General features: G+C 37.0%; 22 protein-coding genes and 1 pseudogene. 20 read left to right on the top strand and 3 right to left on the bottom strand.

Going from position 1 to position 23,280, the window contains the following annotated elements; translation table 11 throughout:
* The first annotated feature begins 15 nt into the window (after window positions 1-15).
* From D0S48_RS03995 to D0S48_RS03955, 9 genes are all read left to right on the top strand, one after another.
* Window positions 16-1,251 carry a DegT/DnrJ/EryC1/StrS family aminotransferase gene (locus D0S48_RS03995; RefSeq protein WP_151110227.1) on the top strand — a complete coding sequence of 412 codons (1,236 nt, stop codon included), beginning with the start codon at window positions 16-18 and terminating at the stop codon, window positions 1,249-1,251.
* A 147-nt stretch (window positions 1,252-1,398) separates the two neighbouring features.
* Entirely contained in the window at window positions 1,399-3,072 is a 1,674-nt protein-coding gene (locus tag D0S48_RS03990) for a ligand-binding sensor domain-containing protein (RefSeq protein ID WP_151110225.1), read from the top strand.
* A gap of 12 nt (window positions 3,073-3,084) precedes the next feature.
* Complete coding sequence (locus D0S48_RS03985; RefSeq protein ID WP_151110223.1) at window positions 3,085-4,149, top strand: alpha/beta hydrolase family protein; 1,065 nt, start codon at window positions 3,085-3,087, stop codon at window positions 4,147-4,149.
* Between the two features lie 75 nt (window positions 4,150-4,224).
* Window positions 4,225-5,658 (top strand): extracellular solute-binding protein, encoded by a 1,434-nt coding sequence (locus tag D0S48_RS03980; RefSeq protein WP_151110221.1) that lies wholly within the window; start codon window positions 4,225-4,227, stop codon window positions 5,656-5,658.
* A gap of 131 nt (window positions 5,659-5,789) precedes the next feature.
* The gene (locus tag D0S48_RS03975; protein WP_151110219.1) at window positions 5,790-6,305 is read left to right on the top strand and encodes a hypothetical protein; all 516 of its coding nucleotides are present in this window, start codon (window positions 5,790-5,792) and stop codon (window positions 6,303-6,305) included.
* Between the two features lie 67 nt (window positions 6,306-6,372).
* Window positions 6,373-7,017 carry a YesL family protein gene (locus D0S48_RS03970; protein ID WP_151110218.1) on the top strand — a complete coding sequence of 215 codons (645 nt, stop codon included), beginning with the start codon at window positions 6,373-6,375 and terminating at the stop codon, window positions 7,015-7,017.
* Between the two features lie 163 nt (window positions 7,018-7,180).
* Window positions 7,181-8,113, top strand: a complete 933-nt coding sequence (locus D0S48_RS03965; RefSeq protein WP_225216080.1) for an ABC transporter permease — start codon at window positions 7,181-7,183, stop codon at window positions 8,111-8,113.
* 63 nt (window positions 8,114-8,176) lie between these two features.
* Window positions 8,177-9,049 carry a carbohydrate ABC transporter permease gene (locus D0S48_RS03960; RefSeq protein WP_151110216.1) on the top strand — a complete coding sequence of 291 codons (873 nt, stop codon included), beginning with the start codon at window positions 8,177-8,179 and terminating at the stop codon, window positions 9,047-9,049.
* Between the two features lie 67 nt (window positions 9,050-9,116).
* Window positions 9,117-10,742, top strand: coding sequence for an extracellular solute-binding protein (locus D0S48_RS03955; RefSeq protein WP_151110214.1), 1,626 nt, complete (start codon window positions 9,117-9,119; stop codon window positions 10,740-10,742).
* Window positions 10,743-10,832: 90 nt separating this feature from the next.
* On the opposite strand, the gene D0S48_RS03950 is transcribed toward D0S48_RS03955, so the two are convergent.
* Together D0S48_RS03950 and D0S48_RS03945 are read right to left on the bottom strand one after the other, a co-directional pair.
* Window positions 10,833-12,086 carry an MFS transporter gene (locus D0S48_RS03950; RefSeq protein ID WP_151110212.1) on the bottom strand — a complete coding sequence of 418 codons (1,254 nt, stop codon included), beginning with the start codon at window positions 12,084-12,086 and terminating at the stop codon, window positions 10,833-10,835.
* Between the two features lie 19 nt (window positions 12,087-12,105).
* On the bottom strand, window positions 12,106-12,693 hold the full coding sequence (locus tag D0S48_RS03945) for an ArsR/SmtB family transcription factor (protein ID WP_151110210.1): 588 nt from the start codon (window positions 12,691-12,693) through the stop codon (window positions 12,106-12,108).
* A 199-nt stretch (window positions 12,694-12,892) separates the two neighbouring features.
* Between D0S48_RS03945 and D0S48_RS03940 the strand changes: the two genes are divergently transcribed.
* The gene (locus tag D0S48_RS03940) at window positions 12,893-13,432 is read left to right on the top strand and encodes a P-loop NTPase family protein (protein WP_151110208.1); all 540 of its coding nucleotides are present in this window, start codon (window positions 12,893-12,895) and stop codon (window positions 13,430-13,432) included.
* A 238-nt stretch (window positions 13,433-13,670) separates the two neighbouring features.
* Here the strand turns inward: D0S48_RS03940 and D0S48_RS03935 are convergent.
* A pseudogene (locus D0S48_RS03935) lies at window positions 13,671-14,566 on the bottom strand (aldo/keto reductase).
* A 68-nt stretch (window positions 14,567-14,634) separates the two neighbouring features.
* On the opposite strand from D0S48_RS03935, the gene D0S48_RS03930 reads away from it, so the two are divergent.
* The 10 genes from D0S48_RS03930 to D0S48_RS03885 all read left to right on the top strand — a co-directional run bounded on the left by D0S48_RS03930 (window position 14,635) and on the right by D0S48_RS03885 (window position 23,271).
* Window positions 14,635-15,177: an NUDIX hydrolase gene (locus D0S48_RS03930; RefSeq protein ID WP_151110205.1), complete on the top strand. Its 543-nt coding sequence runs from the start codon at window positions 14,635-14,637 to the stop codon at window positions 15,175-15,177.
* Window positions 15,178-15,233: 56 nt separating this feature from the next.
* Window positions 15,234-15,701, top strand: coding sequence for a hypothetical protein (locus D0S48_RS03925; RefSeq protein WP_151110203.1), 468 nt, complete (start codon window positions 15,234-15,236; stop codon window positions 15,699-15,701).
* Between the two features lie 85 nt (window positions 15,702-15,786).
* On the top strand, window positions 15,787-16,227 hold the full coding sequence (locus D0S48_RS03920) for a ferric iron uptake transcriptional regulator (RefSeq protein ID WP_144536985.1): 441 nt from the start codon (window positions 15,787-15,789) through the stop codon (window positions 16,225-16,227).
* A 188-nt stretch (window positions 16,228-16,415) separates the two neighbouring features.
* On the top strand, window positions 16,416-17,315 hold the full coding sequence (xerD, locus tag D0S48_RS03915; RefSeq protein WP_151110202.1) for a site-specific tyrosine recombinase XerD: 900 nt from the start codon (window positions 16,416-16,418) through the stop codon (window positions 17,313-17,315).
* A 72-nt stretch (window positions 17,316-17,387) separates the two neighbouring features.
* Window positions 17,388-18,566 carry a phosphopentomutase gene (deoB, locus tag D0S48_RS03910; RefSeq protein WP_151110201.1) on the top strand — a complete coding sequence of 393 codons (1,179 nt, stop codon included), beginning with the start codon at window positions 17,388-17,390 and terminating at the stop codon, window positions 18,564-18,566.
* A 15-nt stretch (window positions 18,567-18,581) separates the two neighbouring features.
* The gene (locus D0S48_RS03905) at window positions 18,582-19,886 is read left to right on the top strand and encodes a pyrimidine-nucleoside phosphorylase (protein WP_151110200.1); all 1,305 of its coding nucleotides are present in this window, start codon (window positions 18,582-18,584) and stop codon (window positions 19,884-19,886) included.
* Between the two features lie 359 nt (window positions 19,887-20,245).
* Window positions 20,246-20,602, top strand: coding sequence for an STAS domain-containing protein (locus D0S48_RS03900; RefSeq protein WP_144536977.1), 357 nt, complete (start codon window positions 20,246-20,248; stop codon window positions 20,600-20,602).
* Window positions 20,592-21,038, top strand: a complete 447-nt coding sequence (gene spoIIAB / locus D0S48_RS03895; RefSeq protein WP_144536974.1) for an anti-sigma F factor — start codon at window positions 20,592-20,594, stop codon at window positions 21,036-21,038. Before D0S48_RS03900 ends, spoIIAB begins: the two co-directional genes overlap by 11 nt.
* Complete coding sequence (locus D0S48_RS03890) at window positions 21,038-21,823, top strand: SigF/SigG family RNA polymerase sporulation sigma factor (protein WP_144536972.1); 786 nt, start codon at window positions 21,038-21,040, stop codon at window positions 21,821-21,823. Before spoIIAB ends, D0S48_RS03890 begins: the two co-directional genes overlap by 1 nt.
* A gap of 2 nt (window positions 21,824-21,825) precedes the next feature.
* A complete protein-coding gene (locus tag D0S48_RS03885; RefSeq protein ID WP_151113699.1) occupies window positions 21,826-23,271 on the top strand; it encodes a spore germination protein in 1,446 nt (481 codons plus the stop codon).
* Window positions 23,272-23,280 lie beyond the last annotated feature (9 nt).

Genomic DNA, 23,280 nt, shown 5'->3' with positions numbered 1-23,280 from the left:
TTGGAGGGGCTTATGATGAAAAACAATACTTTAGCAATATTTGGTGGCCAACAAGTAAAAACGACTCCCTTTGGTACTGGAAAGCGCTTTGGCTTAGATGAAGCGACGGAGCTGCTTGAAGCATTAGAGCAGAATACTCTTTTTTATCATTTTGGCAACAAGGTCAAGCAATTTTTATCCGATTTTAATGAAATGTATGGGGTAAAGTATAGTGTTGCAACCTCCTCGGGTACTGCTGCGCTTCATGTAGCCTTAGGAGCTGCTGGCGTTACAGTAGGTGATGAAGTAATAACAAGTCCGATAACAGACCAAGGTACCGTTATCGGAATTCTGTATCAAAACGCTGTCCCGGTGTTTGCAGATTTGGAGCCACATAGCTATAACCTAACAGCTGAATCTATCGAAAGAGTAATAACACCGAAAACCAAAGCAATTATCGTCGTTCATCTTGCTGGCAACCCCTGTGACATGGAACCAATCATGGAGCTTGCTAAAAAACATAAGATAAAGGTGATTGAGGATTGCGCCCAAAGCTATCTAACCACGTACAAAGGAAGTTTGACGGGAACAATTGGAGATTATGGGTGCTTCAGTACAAATGATTTTAAGCATATATCTACTGGAGATGGCGGAATTGTTACTATTAATTCTGGTAAAGAGGAAGATTACTACACAACACATGCTTTTGCGGACAAAAATTATAAAAGACAGGAAAAGTCAGTTATAAGGGATATCGAATACTTGGCACCAAATTATCGAATGACAGAGCTACAAGGTGCAGTTGGTATAGCTCAATTAAAGAAGCTGGAATGGATTTGTACGAGACGAAACGAGCTTGGAGAACAATTGACCGTAGGAATACAGAATACGAAGGGCATTCATCCAATGAAAATTACTAAAGGTGGATGGTGTAGCTACTGGTTTTATATGTTCACTCTGGACTCGGAATCTTTGAAATGTACACGTGAAGAATTCTCGACGGCACTATTAGCAGAGGGTATACCAAACTCACCTGGGTACATACCACAGGTTCTGTACGCTCAAAGTTTATTTCAACAAAAGCAGGCTTACTTAAATAGCCATTATCCTTTTGACCAAGGTAACTATGATTATGCTATTGGAAGTTGTCCGAACGCGGAAAGAATTTTGCAGAATGCAATTCGACTAGATATCAATGAGTTTTTTGAGAACAAAGATATAGAGGATATGATTACGGCGTTAAATAAAGTAGCAGCCCATTATCGTGTGTAAGGGAGAGGTCTTTATGTATCATAAATTTATAGATCATGGGACTCCTATTGACGCGGAGGAAGAGCGAACTGCTGCCTTATGTACGAAGGAGGGGGCACTAGATTTGTTATTGCTTCAAAGGGGTTTGTATTAATAGTTGACATAGACATGGGTAGTTCCAAACAGGTTTTTTTCCCAGAGGGAAATAAAGAATATCCTTTTGCTTCCTTTAGTAGTAATGGGCTATTTTATACAGGTGCAGGAAATATGCTGCTGGTGTTGGACCCGTTCTTGGAACGCTTCATAGATTATCAAATGATTGAAAATGAAGAAGAAATTGTTGGATTTAGTTTTGCGGAGGATTTAACAGGTAACATTTATTTCACCACCTATCCACGATGTTTTTTACTATCCTATAATCCAGAAACGAAGAGTGTCATGGATTACGGCTCCATGCATTCACAAGAAAAATATCCAAGTAGTCTTGCAGTTGACGAATATGGCTGGGTATATATTGGAGTAGGTACAGAATTCAAGGACATAATAGCCTTTCATTTAAAAACAGGCAAGAAAAAGAATCTAATTCCCTCTTCCCTTAGGCAAAAGGGGTCAGGTTATGTTTACCTTGGCACAGATGGTTTTGTCTATGGGCATATGGAGGCATCAGATATGAGGGATGTATTAACAGCTTCACAGTGGTTAAAGTTCACAGAGGGTGAATTTCAGACTGCTAATTATGTTGCACCATCTTATTATGGAGGAGCTGGATTTCAAAAAATACACCATTATGAAGAAGCATCCTATGAAATATTAAGCTACAGTCTATCGGAAAGATATGTAGAAATTGTAGAAAAGAAAACTGGAGTTCATACAACCATTCAGCTAAATTATCAGTCGGATGGAGCTGAACTCTCTACTATTTATCTCGATATATCCGGATACATTTATGGAACATCCATGCATCCTCTACAATTTTTTCAATTTGATATATCTAATAACTGCTTTAAAAATTTTGGAGCACTAGAAAAAGGCGGCGGTGGAAATATTTGTGCCTATGCCTCCCAGGGCGATTTACTTGTGGGAGTAGCTTATGCAGGTGGCAAGCTTTATGTTCATAATATGAATCAGAAATCAGAAAAACCTACTAGCCCTCGCTTAATTTTAGAGGAGGAGCATATTCATCGTCCACGGTGTGCTCTTGCCACGAGCGATAAAAAAGAAGTCGTATGGGGTGGATTTCCGGGTTATGGGGTAGTTGGTGGTGCTTTAGCATTCTTTCATATCGAGACAGAAAAACATACTGTAATTTCTAATAATAATATTTTACCTTATCACAGTACGATCTGTCTTAGCGAGCTAAGAAACGGGGATATCGTTGGTGGAACTAGTGTAGAAGCCCCAGGAGGAGCCGAGGTTAAAGCGCAAGACGCCAATTTGTATGTGTTAGATAAAAAAACAAAACAATTGAAGTATAAATTTGCTCCCTATAAAGGAACACGGGAAATCATCTCTCTTTATACGGATAGTTATGATTACGTTCATGGAGTGACGGAGAAAGGTTTATATTTTGTTTGGATGCCGTCAACGAACACAATTATTACTGAAAAAAATCTCTCTCATTATGGGGAGCCTATTCGCTCTTGTTTCGTGTTTGATGAGCTCACCCAATCTCTTTACTGCCTGATGAGTAAAGGACTCTTCGTGAAGAATTTGCAATATCCTGGCGATGAAATTCTGTTAGTTGAAGAATTGCCCACAAAGGCGAGTAGTGGAATTGCTCTCTATCAAAAAAGAATTTACTATGGGAGCGGCAGTCATTTGTATAGCGTAAGTCTAGATTGATGGAGGGCAGGAATGTATACATTAACGACTTTAAATCAACAAGGGGCTTCATCCCTTTTACAAGAAATAGGAAGTAAAGAAGACTGGGAGAAAAAGAGAAGCCAAATAGAAAATACATGGCTTGAATGTATTGGAGAAATCCCGCCATTAGTAAAAACGCAGTTTGAATTATTCTCATGGGAGACATTTCCTGAATACTATTTTCTAAAAGTAAAGTATGCTACGGTTTTTGGAGATACTGTGCCGGCAAACCTGCTACTGCCAAGAGAGGTTAACTCAAAAAATCTGACTAGTAAGAACGATGCTCTGGAAATCTTATATTCGAAACAATTACAGTATCCAGCAGTGATCGCCCTACATCCTACGAGTGAAGTAGGGAAAGACGATGTAAGTACGCCAGAAGGTAGAGAAAATAGACAATATGGACTTGAACTTGCCAAGAGGGGATATGTAGTTCTTGCACCTGATACTATTACAGCAGGAGAACGGGTTCTAGATATCGAAAAACCTTTTCAAACAGCAACCTTTGATACGCAACATCCTAATTGGTCGGCAGTGGCGAAGATGATTATTGATCACAAGCAGGGAGTTAGTCTGTTAGAGAATATTAAATGCGTTGATAGCAATAGAATAGGTGCTATTGGTCACTCTTTAGGAGGCTATAATAGCTACTTCTTAGCTGGAGTTGATCGAAGAATAAAGACAGTGGTTTGTAGCTGTGGGTTTTCTACAATTGCTGAGGATCCAGAACTGCATCGATGGGGTAAACGAGAATGGTTCAGTCATATACCAAAGTTAAGTGAATATATAAATGAGGGTAAAGTTCCTTTTGAGTTTACAGAGATAGCGGCATTGGTCGCACCAACCCCTTTTTTTGTGTGGATGGGGCAAAATGACTATATATTCCCACATTGGAAGCCGGCTGCACAAGGCCTGAATGATTTAAACTCCTTATATCGATGGTTAGAGAAAGGGGAGCGAATTCAAACGCTTATTGGAAACTCTGATCATGATTTTCCAAAAGAAATTAGACAAATGGCTTACCTATTTTTAGATAGGTGGTTAAAGGAAAAGTGATACTATCAACCTTCCACATGATATTATGTATTTATAGTTAATTTGGGCCGATTTGAGGCAGGGGAGTTGTATGCATTGCTAAAAAGAAAAAGTGACTTTGAAAGTCGTTATAACAAGTTTATCCATGAGGTAAAGCAAGAAATAATTACAGGAAAGATTAAGCCTGGAGAATTTATCCTTCCAGAAAACACTTTGAGTAAAGAGTATGAGCTTAGCCGGGTATCCATACGAAAAGCATTAGCAGAACTAGTGGAAGAAGGCCTAATAGAAAAAATAGCTGGAAAGGGCAACCGAGTTACATTGCCCAGTGAAACACAGAAGCAAACGATTACACTTGGATGGTTTTCCAACTCTTACGAAATAGAGACAATCCGTCAGATTATTAGTCGATTTGAAGAGCTTAACCCATATATAAAGGTAAATCTTGAAGTTTTGCCGAATAATCAGTATGTCTATAACCTTTCACAAGCATTTAAGCATGGAAATGGTCCAGATGTTTTTATCGTTTCGGATTATCATTTTAGACAATTGATGGATTCAAATCGTTTAGACCTGCTAGAGCCTTATTTACCAGCACATCTTGATTCGGAGAAGGATAGCTATCATCAGATTTTTGATATGTTTACTACGAAAGGTAAAATTCATTTGACGCCATTCGTCTTCTCGCCAGTAATGATTTGCTATAATAAGGACATTTTTAAAAAAGCGGGGATAACTGAAGAATTTTTAATCAAGGATTGGGAGGATTTATTGCATATTTCTCAGCAGGCTACTAATGAAGTTAGCGAGGATAATCTTATTAATGAGTATGGTTTTTGTTTTTCCTCTTCTACAAACCGTTGGCCAGTGTTTCTTCTGCAAAATAATGGACGTTTTATCGGTTCCGATGGTTCTCAGCCAGTGATGAACAGTCGAGAGAATATAGAGGCGCTTGAGTTTTGTGTAGATTTGATGTATAAGCATCAAGTTTCTCCAATATTTTCTCATGGTAGCAATGACCTCGCAGAAAACTTGTTTATGCGTGAAGGAGCTGCAATGATTCTAACCACCTATTATTTCATGAATGAATTTAGGGACCATAAGATACAGTGGGATGTAATTCCCCCTCCCAAAAACAAAAAGTCTGCCACCCTGTTACTAGGTGGTGCTTTGGGTGTCAATGTGGACAGTGCGATGAAGGAGTCTGCACATGCACTTATTGATTTTATGGTTGGTGAGGAAGCGCAGAAGCTTATAAAGAAAAATGGCTGTACGATTCCAATGCTTCGGACTGTAGCAGAAGATAATAGTCTTTTACAGACTGAGATTCATCCGGAACACTATAATGCATTTATAGAAACGATGCCAAATGCTGTAACTATAAAAGATTTAAACCTGACTGTTGAAGAATTTGAATTAGTTGAAAGAGAGATGCAATTTCTATGGGCGAATATGGAAAAATCACAGGATACGTGTCAAAGAATTCAAAACCTACTAGAAGGAAAAAATTCCTTAGTAAAAAATAGTTAGCTTTTTTATGAAACGGCAGGTGCGTGAATTGATTTCTTTTTTATCTATGCCTCCGAAAGTAATTGTAAGCTAAAAAGTTTGTTGGGGCAGCAATTAAATTGAGATATTTCTACGAAAGGAGGAGAAAAAGCATGAAATTAGCCTTGCTTAGTCCTCATGCCCCTCAAGTCGGTTTTTATTATAACTTAACTAAAACAGAATCTCACTTAGTGTTTAAGATAGACCGAGCAATAGAAGAAAAGGTAGACTATTTATTTTTTCCTAAAGAGGAACAGATTAGTAGAAGAGCTTTAATCCATGACAAGATGACATTTTTAGGTAAACAGGCTTGGATAACTTTCCTGAACAATGAAATGTATCCATCCAAGTTTTCTATTAAAGGCGCAAGTTCGCTTGAAATAGAAGGGAATCATTTTTGTCATGTGAGCAACGATGCCAATATTTCAGTATATTTTTACGAAGCTTCCGTATTGATCATGTTAGAGGTAAAAGAAGATACTACAGTTTCACTAAAAATACCGAGGCCAATTCAAATTTTGATAAATGGCAAAGAGACTATAAAGGGACAAGGAATTTGTGGCTTCCAAAATGGAATGCTTAAGTTAAACCTCGAAAAAGGCCAATATAGCGTGGCGGTTACGCTATAAATAAGTCTTTTCTATTATAAATAAATGGAATATTTCGTGAATATTATAAATCTAAGAGGTGTTTGGTATGGAACTGACAGGATGGAGAGGTACATTATATCGATATATGGACTGGGGGATGAAACTTGCTTATGTAAATATCCTTTGGTTAGTTGGAATGGTCATAGGGCTGGGGATTCTTGGGTTTTTTCCAGCTACTGTTGCAATGCTTACCATTATTCGTAAATGGAGCAATGGGGAAGAAGATATAAAGTCCTTTACACTCTTTAGAGAAATCTATAAAAAAGAATTCCTCAAATCTAATCTATTTGGTTACATATGGGTTATTATTGGCATCATTCTTTTTGTAGATTTACAATTTTTCCGTAGATTGCCTAACATAGCTGCTTTAATAGCTTCCTTTTTCTTTTTTATATTAGGGGTCATTTATTTGATTGCTCTATTATATGCGTTTCCACTCTATGTTGGTTATCAGATGAAGCTAATACAATACTTTAAAGATTGTATTTATATTGTACTTTCCAACCCATTATTTGCAATTTTCATGGTTTTAGGGTTTTATTTTCCTTATTATTTAATGATGAAGATACCTGGACTAATCCCTTTTTACGGTGGAAGTTTAATAGGTGTTGCTTTGATTTTTATCTCTAATAAGATGTTTCAAATCTTAGAATCTAAGCAGAGGCACAATATTAATACGGCCTACAAATAATTTTAGAAAAATATTGAATAATTGTAAAATTTAAACTAATATTATTATAAATACAGGTATTATACAGGTAATCATTTTAGCGAATCAGTACAAAGGAAAGGGGAAATAGGTTATTGTTACTAAAAATAAGAACTTAGAGACAGTTGTACCTCCAGTAACTGAATTGAAGAAAAACCCCAAGCCGTCCAAGAAAAATTCCATTAAACAAAAATTATGGAGAGATCGCTATTTATTGTTACTTCTTTTGCCGGGGGCATTATATTTTTTAATCTATCGATATATTCCTATGGTCGGTATACTTCTTGCATTTAAGGATTATAGTCCCTTTATAGGGTTTATTGATAGTCCTTGGGTAGGGTTAAAATACTTTCGATTAATATTTGAGGATGCTGAAGTGGTGCAAGTTATATGGAATACACTACAAATTTCTCTACTACAAATTGTTTTTGCTTTCCCAATCTCAATTATTCTGGCCCTCATGCTAAATGAGTTAAGGAACCAACTTTATAAAAGGTTTCTTCAATCAATTGTTTATATGCCCCACTTTCTTTCATGGGTAGTAGTTGTTGGTATTACAGTTATTTTTCTTCGGAGTGAAGGTTTGGTGAATAACTTTCTAGGAACCTTTCTAGATATAAATCCTATTCCTTTTTTAACAGATCCAGCTATGTTTAAGCCCATTGTTATCCTTCAAGTAATATGGAAGGAATCTGGGTGGGGAACAATATTGTTCTTGGCCGCCTTATCAGGAATCAGCCCTCATCTATACGAGGCTGCAGTAATGGATGGTGCAAGTCGAATGAGACAGATTTGGCATATTACTCTACCTGCATTGAAAAGTACAATTGTCATTCTGCTAATTCTTCGCCTAGGAAATGTAATGGATAGCGGTTTCGAGCAAATCTTTCTGATGTTAAATCCCTTCAACATGGAATCTGGGAACGTGCTCGACACATATGTATACTTCAAGGGAATACAACAGGCTAATTTCAGCTTTGCTACTGCCGTTGGCTTATTCAAAGGGATTATTGGATTAATATTAGTAGTACTCGCAAATAGGCTAGCAAAACGCTTTGGGGAGGAAGGTTTATATTGATAGATTGATAATTTAGGATGATGAGACTATGAAGAAAGGTCTCATTTGATAGGGGGTATGTTAATGTTCAGATCTTCAGGAGAAAAAGTAATGGATTTTTTTAATGGAACGGTTCTTTTAGTTATTGCTGCTGCAATGCTATTTCCATTTTTATATATTTTCTCAGTTTCTTTTTCCAGCGTCAGTGATGTATTAAATAGCGATTTCCTCATATGGCCAAAGGAATGGGTGACTGATGCCTATACGTATATACTAGGTTCTGATCAATTTGTAAGGTCCTTATTTGTGACAGTTTATATTACTGTAATAGGAACTTTTGTTAACCTATTGTTTACAACCACTATGGCTTACTCATTAACTAGAAACATTTTGGGTCAGCGTACAATTCTTTTTCTAGTTTTATTTACAATGCTTTTTTCAGCGGGGATGATTCCAACTTATATCGTTGTAAAGGAAACAGGATTATTAAATTCCCTATGGGCACTTATAATCCCTGTTGCAATCAGTCCTTTTAATTTGATTATTATTACTCAGTTTTTTAAGGGCATTCCTGAGGAACTAACTGAGGCAGCGCTAATAGATGGTGCAAATGATATTCAAATATTTACTCGTATTATCTTACCTTTATCTAAGCCGGCATTGGCGGCGTTTGGTTTATTTTACGCGGTAGGTCATTGGAATAGCTATTTTTCGGGAGTTCTCTATTTAAATGATCCTGCAAAATGGCCGATTCAAGTAATTTTAAGGCAAATCGTTATTGTCAACGAACCTAATGCTGCACTCGGTGGGCATGCAGCCATGCTTGAAAATTTACCACCTCCAGAAACGGTACAGATGGCAGCTATTTTGTTAGCCACCTTACCAATTTTGATAGTCTATCCTTTCTTACAAAAACACTTTGCTAAAGGAGTGATGCTTGGGTCTGTCAAAGGATAACTTTCTATTGTAATGACATCGCAGATTTTTTTCACCAGCCAACAAAAATAGTAACGGAGGGGTTAATGTGAGAAGTAAGCAGTGGTTTTATGGTTTTATAATTCTTATTATTGGTCTTGTTTTAGTAGCTTGTACCGATGAAAATGCCCAAACTGAACCAACGAAAGAGCCTGCAGATGAAACAAAGACTGAAGAAGGAAATAAAGAGGAACCTAAAGTAGATCCTTTTGATCATACAGAGAAGTATACAATTACAGGGATGACATTCCGTTTTGGAGATCCGCCACCACTAAAAAGTCCAGGACTTGATATGATCAAAGAGCGCTTCAATGTAGACTACAAGCCAGAAATTATACCTCAGGGAGATTACATTGAAAAGTCTTCTGCTATAGTAGCATCCGGCTCTATGCCAGATTTAATCGGTTTTCCAGGCACAGATACACGCTTTTATCAATGGGCTGAACAGGGAGCGTTCTTGCCACTAGATGATTATCTTAAGCACTATGACACGCTAGGAAACATACCAGACTATGTCTATAACTCTTTTAAGGTGAATGGCAAAATATATGGTATTCCTCGTTACTCTCAACCATATCCTGTAACGCCAGTTATTCGTAAGGATTGGTTAGATAAGCTTGGCTTAGAAATCCCAACAAACTATGAAGAATTAGAGAAGGTTGCAATTGCCTTTACGAAGGAAGATCCGGATGGTAATGGTAAAAATGATACTTATGGGGTTGCAATTGGAGAAAATATTAACCCGAACTTTAACATGGGAACATACTGGGATTTTAATGCATGGTACCACCAAGACGAGGAAGGCAATTATATCCCAGGTATCATTTCTGAAGGAAGAAAAGATTTGATTCAATTCTTCGCTAACCTTTATAAAGAAGGTGCGATGACAAAGGATTTCGCAGTACTTGATTGGGCTAGTACAAACACTGAGTTTTATTCTGGTAAGGCTGGAATATTTGTTGGTGGCGTTTCAGGTATGTCAGAGGCTTACTTTGAGGGATTATTAGCAGCAAATCCAGACGCTCACTTAGTAGCAATTCCTCCTTTTGAAGCACCTGATAAATCAAAAGGCTTTACAATCGGATCTGGCTATTCAGGAATTCTAGCACTTAATGCAAAAATGGCTGGTGATGAAGGTAAGATTTTCCGTGCATTAGAAATGGTAGACTTCGGGAAGAAATTCTATCCAAGAGACACGAAAAATCCAGACAATGCGGATTTCGATTTCTATTTAGGTGGAGAAGGTAAAGGATATAACATGGAAGACGGGCAGGCTGTTCAATTGCCAAACTTCTCATCAGATGGGCTTTCTCCTTCAACTTATTTCTTAGACAATCGTGAGCAAGTACCAACAGATGCAAATATCACATATGCTGATGACTACAAAATGCCAGAGATGAAGGAAATGGTTCAATCTTTACAAGAAATGTTTGAAGCCAATAAATTATATGTGGATCCATCATATGGGGTTATGTCTCCAACTAACCAAGAAAAAGGTACAGATCTAACTCAGTTCATTATGAACGAGCAATCCAAAATGATTGCTGGCCAAAGACCGATTTCTGATTGGGATAGCCTAGTAGATGAGTACATGAAACGAGGTGGAGAAGCAATCATCAAGGAAACAAACGAAGGTATTAAAGCAAAAGGCTACACAGAAAGAGAATGGAAATAATCTCAAAGTAAGGGCTGTCTCAAAAGTTTACCAGACTTTTGGGGCAGCTCTTTTTTATAGCTTTCCATAAGGACTATTTATCTTCAAACACTAATTTACTTCTTTTATTACTCTTGAATTCAACGTAAATATTATAGAAATAATTACTATTAAAATGCCACATAAAAGCATAATGTTCGAAATTGTTATATTCAACATTAGTGCTAATGAAACAAACCCATAGGAAAGTGGGACAAGACCATTAGATGAGGCATTAATAAGGCTCATTACTCTTCCCATTTTTTCTTCATCACATTGCTCTTGAATAAGGGAGATGAGTGAAACATTAATTATCGAGGAAAGGACGCCCATCATCAAAAGTAAGATAATACCTTGCCAAACTGCTTCGATTTGACCAAGTAAAGATAAGAGAAGCCCCAGGATAGAAATGATTAGTAATACTATTAGTCCTCTTTTCTTTCTTAAGTTTAGTAATCCTACAATTATGGCACCGACTAACATTCCACCTTGGTAAGAACCTTGTAAAAAGCTTAAATCTAACGGTACTCCATGGATCACTTTGTCTACTAGAAGTGGTATGCCCATGAGAAGCGGACCGAAAAAGAAAAAGTTAATGACAACTAGAACAAACAACATATTTTTAAGGAAGGGCATCTTCCAAACATAGGAAAATCCTTCTTTTAATTTCTCTTTCGTACTATCCATTTTCGAGGAGTTTTGTTTACGATTTTCTTCCTTTATGAATGCGGAAAAAACAAAAGTCAAAGACAAAAAGAATGCGATTAACGAAAATAAAATACTAAAAGATCCTACAGTAAGTACCCATCCACCAATCATTGGCCCAGAAAACATAGCAATTTGGTTTGAGCTTTGAATAAATGAATTTGATCTTGTAAGAAGATCTTTGGAAACTAGGTTAGGAAGTAATGATGTATTTGCTGGAGAAAAGAATGCATCTAATACTCCAAATAATAATGCAAAGCAAATTAGTGGCCAGAATTCAAGAATATCCATTCGTAGAAAAAATACCATAATTATAACCAAAACACATCTTACTAAACTTGAAACAAGCATAATTTGAGATCTTTTATAGCGGTCTGCCCATACTCCACCAATTGTCATAAAGATGATACGTGGTAGCATAGTTACCATCATCACAATCCCAAGGGCACTTTCTTTATTTAGAACCTTGATGATATACCATTGCTCCGCAAATAAATAAGTAGATAGTGCTAAAAAAGAGGTTGTACTTGATAACCATAAAAAAACAAATGCTCGATTTCTTAACAAATTTGAAGAAAGGAATTCATTCTTGTTTTTCCTTAACACTTGCTCTCTACTCAATAGATATACTCCTTTTACCTTATGGTTTGTTTTTAAAGATAGGTTCTTCAATCTGAAATGCTGTGGTCATAATATAATAGTTTTGCTGTTCAAGGTCTGTATCTTTTTCAAGCTCATCTAGTAGCTCTCTATACTTCTGAGTAAATTCGAGGAATTTGTCTTTACTTACTTTTACTTCTTTTTGAATAGAGAGTTTAGGCCATTCTTCAACATTTGACGAATTTAATTCAAAGGATTTATCAGGTGCAGTTAAAACTCTGGTCTTAGCACGATCAATTACCTCCAAATATGACTGTCTAGTAGCCTCTTTTGCTTCCACGTAACTTAATAGGTTATCGGCAGGGATGAACCCCTTTGCTACAGCTTGGTAATATTTTAGAATATTTCCTCCGCGTTCTTCCTTTCTTACAAGCTTAATGATTTGGTGCTTCTCCAGTTCTCGAAGATGATAAAGAATTTTTGCTCTAGATAAGTTGAGTTCCTGGGCAAGCATATGTCCTGTGTGGGGTTGTTCGACTAGTAGCATCAGCATTTTAGTACGTAACGGATCACTAATAACCTTTAACTGTTCGTAGCTTTCAATTATAAAAATGGATTTTTGCTGCATTTAAATTCTCCTTTTTAACCGGTTAATATTTATTAACTGTAATCCATTATGTAATAAATGTAAATAGATGTAACGTGTTTTTATGTAAAAATAAAAATATTTTGAAATTTTGACGGTAAGAATATAGACGATACTATATTAAGAGAAATTATTGGGTTAGAATGGATAGGGTGAAAATGGAAAATGGGGTGAAATAATAATGAAAATACATATTTTAGGTGCGTCAGGCTCAGGCACTACTACTTTGGCTCAAGCATTATCAGCTGTTCTTCACAATACACATTTGGATACGGATGATTATTTCTGGTTAACAAAATATACGGAAATAAGGGAAGTAGGAGAAAGAAGATATCTACTAAAGGAAGACCTAAATAAGTATGAGAGCTCTTTTTTATCAGGGGCATTATGTGGTTGGGGAGATAACTTCAAATCTTATTTCGATTTGGTCATTTTTTTGTCGATTCCACCAAATATTAGATTAAAAAGATTAGAGAAAAGAGAGTTTGAAAGATACGGGGATGAAATATATGTAGGTGGGCCTAAGCATGATCAATATAAGAAGTTTATTGAATGGGCGTCCTTATATGATTACGCAGGTTTAGAAGTGAGGAGTAAAGCTTTACACGAACAATGGATGGATTCGTTAAACTGCCCGATATTGAGAATTGAAGGAGATTATTCAGTGGAAGAACGAGTACATCTTACAATGGACTTCTTGCGCGATAACGGTAGTTTCTAGTTCAACGTCCCGTATTTTAAAATAGCTCATAGATTTCTATAATAACCAACTAAATTGCTTCAACACTATGTGAATTACGACAAAGTATAGCTTATTTACTACAATCATTAGCTGAATTACTACAATCCTTAGTTAATTTACTACAATCAGCTCAAATTTTACGATAATACAATATCATGCTCGGTAAGACATAAAAAGCCCCTAAGTAAAGTTCCTTCAGGGGCTAAAATCTTTGTTTTTATATTCGATGCTCAGTATATTTATTTTTTTTGTAATTTCAGCTGCTTTTTCTAGTATTTCTATTGAAACCTTGGATTTATACGCTTCTATAGTTTCCATTAGTTGCTCTTTAGAGCTTGCTCCAACGATTGCAGCACCATTTTGAAGCACATAACGAAGGGCAATCGCATTTAGAGGTATGTCTAATGCTTTAAGCTTAACTAATGTGTCTAATAGTTCTTTGTTGGAGTAGGAGAGGTAATCTCCAGCCTTTTTCGCTCGAATTAGACCTTCATCTTCCGTCAACAAGCCCTTTGCAAGTGAGCCCCTGCTGAGTAGTGTAGTATCGCTTTGCTCCAGTAAGGAAAGCCATTCCTCCGGTCTTCTATCTAGTAAACTATATTGCATCATAACTGAAACTGCAGAGCTTTTATTCAAAAATCGATTGATAACATTTGGTCGAATAGAAGAGATGCCGTATTCCCTAATTAGGCCATCTTTTTTGAGAGATTCCATTGTGTCGATAACCTCATCCACGTTGTCTTCCATTGTTCCCCCATGGAGCTGGTATACATCGATATAATCTGTTTGGAGACGTTTTAAGGAGTCATGAATAGCTTTTTGAATCCATCCTTTAGAGGCGTCCCAATGCCAGCCATCACCATTTTCATTTGGTCGATTACCAACCTTTGTTGCAATGATTACCTCTTGTCTATGAGATTTAAGAAGGCTCCCTAGCATTTTTTCATTTTCGCCCTGATCATATAAATCTGCAGTATCATAATAAGTAATGCCATGTTCTAATGCGGTTTGAATAATCTTTTCTGCTTCTTCAAGATTTGATGGCAGTGACATACATCCAAGTCCAATTTCTGAAATCGAAACATCACTTTTTCCTAATTGTCTTTTTTCCAAGATTATCACTTCCTTTCTTACATGTTACAATGAGAACTAGGTAGATTCAAATAAGAGGGAGCGAAACAATGAAAAAATTTGAAGAAAAAACAGTGCAGACCAATCTTGAATTTTCTGGACGAATCATAACCTTACAAGTGGATGAAGTACTATTGCCTAATGGTAAAACAGCTAAAAGGGAGATTGTTAAGCACCCTGGAGCAGTGGCAGTAATAGCTGTGACAGACGATAAAAAGATTATCTTGGTAGAACAGTATAGAAAAGCTTTGGAACGCTCTATTATTGAAATACCAGCTGGCAAAATTGAACCTAATGAGGCACCTGAGCTAACTGCATTGCGAGAGCTAGAAGAGGAGACAGGTTACACCTGTGCTAATATGAAATTTATCCAATCATTTGCCACATCACCAGGCTTCGCTGACGAGATTATTCACCTTTATATGGCAGAGGATATTGTAAAAATGGAACAAGCATCTGCCTTAGATGAGGATGAGTTTGTGGAACTATTGCACGTATCACTTGAGGAAATGGAACAAATGGTAATCTCTCAGCAAATATTTGATGCTAAAACAGCATTTGCATATATTTGGTTAAAAGATTACTTAAAATGAAGCATGTTTGAACCTAGTACAAGCATAAGATGAAAATAGATAGGGGGGATTCCAAGTTGAACCAGTCTTATACTATTTTCATTTCACTATGCGTACTAGTTTTGAGTTTTGTTGGTGGATTAATATTATTCGAAAGAAGTTCACCAGAACAGCAGCAATGGATCATCAACCTTTTGGATGCAAGAGTCTTACTTGAAGGGCCACCTAGTTTTTTAGAGACTATCTTTCCTCATTTGATGATTGCAGTCGTGTTTTTTCTGTTTTATCAGCATCGGTATTTGCAAAAGTTTACATTAGTTATTTGTGCCTTCAAAATAACCTTTTATGGCTTTTGTTCAAGTTATTTACTACAGACACAAGAAACTACATTCCCGTATGTTTTCTGGTGGTTTCCTTTTCAACTAGTTTACTGCATTCTACTTTTGGCTTTGGCAAATCGGGTAAATCTCTTTACACTTGCCTTCTATATAATTACTATTATAATAGAGTTTATTCTTTTACCATTTATAGTATATAATATTTAGTATTAAATAATAATTATTATTATGTGAATGGCTTGTAATGAGAAAACACTTCTTGGTATAATAGTGGTAGTTAAGGAGGCGTCATATGGAAAGCCGTATTGATCGTATTAAAAAACAATTATCTGGTGCGGGCTATAAACTGACGCCACAGCGTGAAGCCACAGTTCGAGTATTGCTTGAGAATGAAGAAGATCATTTGAGTGCGGAAGATGTTTTCCTACTAGTTAGAGAAAAATCTCCTGATATAGGGCTTGCGACAGTTTATCGTACATTAGAGTTATTGAACGAATTGAATGTTGTAGATAAGATTCAATTTGGAGACGGCGTATCACGCTATGATTTGAGACAAGAGGGCGCTGCTCATTTCCACCATCACCTTGTTTGCATTGAATGTGGAGCTGTGGATGAAATTCAAGAGGATTTACTCGAGGATGTAGAGGAAATCGTCGAAAAGAAATGGAACTTTATCATAAAGGATCATCGACTGACTTTCCATGGGATTTGTCATCGTTGCCAAGATAAATAACCAGAAAGGATAGCTATTATATGCTATCCTTTTTTTAATAGTTAAAAAAGGATATGCTGTTACTAAATTACTTATCTAGGTTCAGCGTTATAGCGCGAGGTTAAATGAAAAAGCTCCAATGATTAGGGAAATTACCCTTCCCTTTTTTGCAGCTATCAGCATAGATTTTTTAAAAGGAGATTTTAAATTTGAAAGAAGGCCTACTTCATTTAGAAGACTATTTACATTTCCTGCGTATTGAAAGACAGTTAGCGGAAAACACTTTAATTTCGTATAAAAAAGATTTAACGGACTATTTAAAGTCTGTTTATGAAAAACAGCATTTGCAGAGTTTAAGTGATGTAGAAAGACAGCATATTATCATCCATTTAAGAGATTTAAAGGAGAATGGTAAGTCTGCAAGAACAATTTCTCGTCATATATCATCTATTCGATCCTTTCATCAATTTCTATTGAGAGAGAAAGTGGCAGCGAATGATCCGACTATTCATTTAGAGCTGCCCCAGTTGGAGCAGAAACTCCCAAACTTCTTGTCAGTAGAAGAACTCAACAGTCTTCTTGGAAGTATCAGTGTGTCCAAGCCACAGGGTGTTCGAGATTTGGCTATGTTTGAACTGATGTATGCAAGTGGTATGCGTATAAGTGAATGTCTAAATCTAAATCTCGAGGATTTACATTTGTCAATGGGCTTTGTTCGTGTATTTGGAAAAGGCGGGAAGGAACGTATTATTCCACTTGGAGGAGCTGCGTTGCGAGCATGTAGTAATTATATTGAAAATGCTAGGCCGCAGTTACTTAAACAGGAACGTACCGACGCAATATTTATCAATCAGCGTGGCAAACGTTTAACAAGACAGGGTATTTGGAAACTACTAAACAAACATGCCCTTATGGCTGGTATTAAAAAAGAAATTACGCCTCATGTACTAAGGCATTCCTTTGCTACTCACCTAATTGAAAATGGTGCTGATTTAAGGGCAGTGCAGGAAATGTTAGGGCATGCAGATATTTCTACAACACAGATTTACACTCATGTAAGCAAGAAAAGATTAAAAGAAGTTTACAAACAATATCATCCTCGTGCATAATGTCAGAGGTCTGACATTTATTTTTGAGGAATTTTTGGTACACTAATATAGAACAAGTAGGAGGTACTATTCATGGAAAAATTTAAGCGTATACATGTTATTGTTATGGATTCGGTAGGAATTGGAGAAGCACCTGATGCAGCAGCATTTGGTGACGTAGGCTCACACACGCTGGGTCATATCGCAGAAAAGATGAATGGCTTAAACATGCCAGAAATGCAAAAGCTAGGATTGGGTAATATTGAACCAATCAAAGGAATTGCTCCAGCAGAAAAACCAGCAGCTTATTTTGGTAAAATGCAAGAAGCTTCTGTTGGAAAAGACACGATGACAGGTCACTGGGAAATCATGGGCTTAAACATCGACAAACCTTTTAAAGTGTATCCTAACGGCTTCCCAGCGGAATTGATCGCTGCTTTAGAAGAAAAAACTGGTCGTAAAGTAATTGGGAACAAACCGGCAAGTGGTACGGAGATTTTAGATGAGCTTGGGGAAGAGCATATGAAAACAGGGGCAATCATTGTATATACTTCTGCAGACCCTGTTTTGCAAATAGCTGCTCATGAAGAAATCATACCGCTAGAAGAATTATATCGAATTTGTGAAATCGCTAGAGAGCTTACTCTGTCGCCTGAATTTTTAGTGGGACGTATTATCGCACGTCCATTCATCGGAGAGCCAGGAAGCTTTGTGAGAACTTCTAATCGTCATGACTATGCATTGAAGCCATTTGGTCGCACTGCAATGAATGAATTACAAGACGCTGGTTTAGAAGTTATGGCAATTGGTAAGATTAATGATATTTTTAATGGAGAAGGTATTACTTCAACAGTTAGAACGAAAGATAACATGGATGGCATGGATAAATTTATCGAGACATTGGCAATAGACTTTACAGGTATCAGCTTCTTAAATTTAGTAGATTTTGATGCTTTATATGGTCATAGAAGAGATCCAATTGGTTATGGTAAAGCACTTGAAGAGTTTGATGCTCGCTTGAAGGAAGCGCTTCCTAATCTCACAGAAGATGACTTATTGATTATCACTGCCGATCACGGTAATGATCCAACGATGCCTGGAACAGACCACACGCGTGAATATGTTCCTTTAACAGTTTATTCGCCTAGATTCACAGAGGTAAAAGAATTGCCTTTACGCATGACATTTGCAGATATCGGAGCAACCATTACTGAAAACTTTGGTGTTAAACCAACAGCTTTTGGTGAAAGCTTCCTATCCTTATTAAAATAAAGGACGTGTATGACAATGAGAATGAATGATATTATCGAAAAGAAAAGAGACGGCCAAGCTTTAACAAAAGAAGAAATCAATTTCTTTATTGAAGGCTATACAAACAATTCAATCCCAGATTATCAAGCTAGTGCTTTACTAATGGCCATTTATTTTCAGGATATGAACGATGAAGAACGTGCTAACCTAACAATGGCTATGGTCAATTCTGGTGAGCAAATAGACCTCTCTGCTATTGAAGGAGTTAAGGTTGATAAGCACTCTACCGGTGGAGTTGGTGACACAACTACATTAGTCTTGGGTCCACTAGTTGCCGCTTGTGGCGTTCCAGTAGCTAAAATGAGCGGACGTGGCCTTGGACATACAGGTGGAACAATCGACAAACTAGAGGCGATTGATGGTTTCCATGTGGAGTTATCTTCCGAGCAGTTTGTTAAACAGGTTAATGAAATCAAAGTAGCAGTAATCGGGCAAAGTGGTAACTTGACACCTGCTGACAAAAAGCTCTATGCATTGCGAGATGTTACCTCTACTGTAAATAGCATTCCACTGATTGCTAGTTCAATTATGAGTAAGAAAATTGCAGCAGGAGCAGGTGCAATTGTTTTAGACGTTAAAACTGGTGACGGTGCCTTCATGAAAACAACTGAAGATGCTCGAAAGCTTGCAAAAGCAATGGTTCAAATCGGTAATAGTGTAGGACGTCAAACAATGGCAATTATTTCTGATATGAGCCAACCACTCGGAAGAGCGATTGGAAATGCCCTAGAAGTACAAGAAGCAATTGACACACTAAAAGGCAAAGGTCCGGATGATTTAACTGAGCTATGCTTAACTTTAGGTAGCCAAATGGTAGTTGTAGGAGAAAAAGCTGATACTCTAGAAGAAGCCCGTATAATGCTACAAAAAGCAATCGACGATGGTTCTGCACTAGAAATCTTCAAGCAATTCATCAAATGGCAGGGTGGCAATGAAAAAGTAGTAGACGATACTGCTCTATTACCAAAGGCAAATTTCATCTTTGAAGTGTCTGCTAAAAACGCAGGCTTCGTAACTTATATGGAGGCAGATGAAATTGGTACTGCTGCCATGCTATTAGGTGCTGGGAGAGCTACAAAAGAGTCTGAAATCGATTTAGCAGTAGGTATAATGCTAAACAAAAAAGTAGGAGACCAAGTAGATGAAGGCGAATCACTTGCTACTATTTACGCGAACTCTGAAAATGTTCAAGAGGTTATGAATAAATTACACGAAAACATTCATATCGAAGCAGAACGAAAAGAAGCACCACCATTAGTTTATGAAATAATTACAGAATAATATTTGTAATAGAGCGACCTTGGTCGCTCTTTTTTTGTTAGCTATTTTAAAGTTGTTGGAAATGGTTGTTTTCAAATTATCTTTTAGACCACCTAGTATTTTAACCATATATTCATTGAGTAAAAGATTTTAAAGAGTATAGGCTTTAATTTGCCCTTCCATAGACATCTCGTAAAAGTTTATAAAAACTTTTACGAGATGTCTATTTTTTGATTAGAAATTGTTGAATATTCCCATACTAAATGTGTATAGCCCATTTGTCGAAAATCTTCTAAATTTCGATGATTTCTTCTACTTTTGTCAGGCGCAAAGGATTATAGAATTCTATGTGGAATTGCGCTTTATGAGGAGGCGATTTTATGAAACATGATGTTGAAAAAGTAGGAGACGAAATTGTAATTATTCGATTGAAAGGTGAGCTAGACCATCATAGCACTTCTGAAATAAGGAATGAGATAGTACCAATGATTAAAAATGGCTCTATTAAAGTACTAGTTTGGAATTTGAAAGATTTAAATTTTATGGATAGTTCAGGTATAGGACTAATTCTAGGTAGAATGCGAGAGCTAGCGCCAATTGATGGTCAAACAATTATAGTTAACCCGTCACCAACGATGCGTAAAATTTTTCAGTTTGCAGGTTTAAGCCCGTACATCTACAGTGAGTCAGAAATTGAAATAATTTCAAAGTTAGGGGGAATAGTTTATGGACAATGAAATCACATTATCTTTTATTGCCAAAAGTGAGAATGAAGCATTAGCGAGAATGGTGATGTCTAGTTTTATCTCAGCAATTGATCCGACAATTGAGGAGCTATCTGAATTTAAAACAGTTATCTCAGAAGCTGTAACCAATGCTATTGTGCACGGTTATGAAGAGGATGGCGTAGGCAAGATTGAAATTCATGCCGAAAGAAGCGGAAGAGAGATTGTGGTCTCCATCGTTGATTATGGGCGTGGAATACAAGATGTGACACAGGCGAGAGAGCCTTTATATACTACCAAGCCTGAGCAGGAACGCTCTGGAATGGGCTTTACGATAATGGAAAGCTTCAGTGACGACGTGGATATTTACTCCATTCCTGATAGGGGGACAACCGTTACTATCACGAAGAAATTTGTACCAATTCAAGAATCATGTAGGATCGTCTAATGATGAACAACAAGCCAACTATTTTACTGACCCAAGAGAAAATGAGAGAACTTATTGCCTTGTCGCAGGAAGGGGATAAGTTTGCCAGACAGCAAATGATAGAAGGAAATACAAGATTGGTTTGGTCTATTGTTCAGCGCTTTGCTTCTAGGGGGGCAGACCTAGAGGATTTATTTCAAATTGGATGTATTGGTCTTATGAAGTCGGTTGATAAATTCGACTTGTCCTATGAGGTAAAGTTTTCTACGTATGCAGTTCCTATGATTATTGGAGAAATACAGAGATTTCTTAGAGATGATGGAATGGTGAAGATAAGCCGATCAATACGCGAACTAAATTTTAAAATTCGTCATGCTACAGACGATTTTCTTAAGACTCATGAACGGCAGCCAACCATTTTAGAGCTAGCAAGTATATTAGAGGTTTCAAGAGAAGATATAGTCATGGCCACGGACGCTTTAAGAGATCCCGCTTCCTTGCAGGAGCAACTCTATGAAAACGATAGTGGTGATGCTTTAACCTTGATGGACCAAATGAGAGATGAGCGTTCTGAAAAGTCATTTGATCATATTCCTCTGAGAGAATTGGTAGAAAAACTAGAAAAACGAGAACAGATGATTATTTATCTGCGTTATTACCTAGACTGTACTCAAAGTGATATTGCTGAAAGGTTAGGTATATCCCAGGTTCAGGTGTCAAGGCTAGAAAAGAAGATATTGACACAGTTAAAGAGCTGGCTAGTGCCTGTTGGTAGTACCGCTAATACAAAAGCTAGAGATAGGTGATTATTACGAAACCGTTATTTAAGGATGTGGCCGAGGCCGAAGCATATTTAAAAGAGAAGTTTGGGGTGAATGAGTCTTATGATTTCGGGATTCTTCATACCCATTTGTTTAAATTTCCAGTGTTACTTGTTTATATTAACGGTCTTATCGATGGTCCAACGTTAACTGAATTGATGACCGGCACTTTAAAATGTCCTCCAGAAGAGGACCTAGATCAAAATGAAATTATGAGTCATTATTTTCCTTATTACTCTATAACGGAATATGATTCTAGAGAAAAATGGATTGCCGCGCTACTAAGTGGTCAGGTAACATTCATTTTAGAAAATGGATCTGTTTACACGATTGATGTACGTAGCTATCCCGGTAGAACACCTGAGGAGCCTGACAACGAAAAGGTTGTACGAGGCTCCAGGGATGGCTTTACCGAAAATATTGTATTAAACACTGCTCTCATTCGTAGACGAATAAGAGACACCAATCTCCGATTTGAACTACACCAAATATCCTCCATGAGTAAAATGGACATTGCAATTTCCTATATTAAAGGAGTGGCAAATGAAGAAAACTTAAAACTTATTCGGAAGCGTCTTAAAAATATTAAACATGACGGTTTTACAATGAGCGATAAGGCATTAGAGGAATGGTTATTTGTTCAAGGCTTTCATCCTATGCCTTTTGTTCGCTTTACAGAACGACCGGATATAGCTGCTGCACATTTGCTTGAAGGACATATTTTACTCGTAGTAGATACCTCTCCATCGGTTATTATAGTCCCTACGACTCTTTTCCACCATTTACAACATGCAGAGGAGTATAGACAGGCACCGGCAATAGGAACTTTAGTAAGATCGATTCGTTTTTTTGGTGTTTTCTTCAGTTTATTTCTCTTGCCATTTTGGTATTTAATGTCTAAGCATCCAGAACTTCTTCCGAATGCCTTGGACTTCTTAGGTCCCAATGAGAAAAGTGCCATTCCGCTTTTACTACAAATAATCTTTGCGGATATTGGGATAGAATTTTTAAGGCTAGCAGCTATTCATACTCCTACTCCGTTATCCACTGCGATGGGTATCATTGCGGCATTAGTTATTGGCCAGATGGCTGTAGATGTTGGATTATTTGTTTCTGAAGTCATTTTATACACAGCAATCACAGCTATATTTACATTTGCTATCCCTTCCTATGAGCTAAGTATAGCGACTAAAATATTCAGAATGTTTATTTTAATTGGGACAGCCATTTTAGGAGTAAATGGATTTTTTATAGCAACCGTATGTTTGATTTGGTACATATGTAGTCTTAAACCGTTAAATGTACCCTATTTATGGCCGTTAATTCCTTTTTATCCAAGAGCATTTGCTCGTATACTCATTCGTTTTCCGATGCCAACCAACGCAAAGCGACCTTATATAACACGATCACCTGTTCGAGATCGCTCCAAATAGCATTGCATT

It is taken from the genome of Psychrobacillus sp. AK 1817 (genome assembly GCF_008807035.1).
Classification (GTDB): domain Bacteria; phylum Bacillota; class Bacilli; order Bacillales_A; family Planococcaceae; genus Psychrobacillus; species Psychrobacillus faecigallinarum.
Note: the sequence above shows the minus strand (reverse complement) of the source record. Positions and strands in the feature narration are given on the sequence as shown.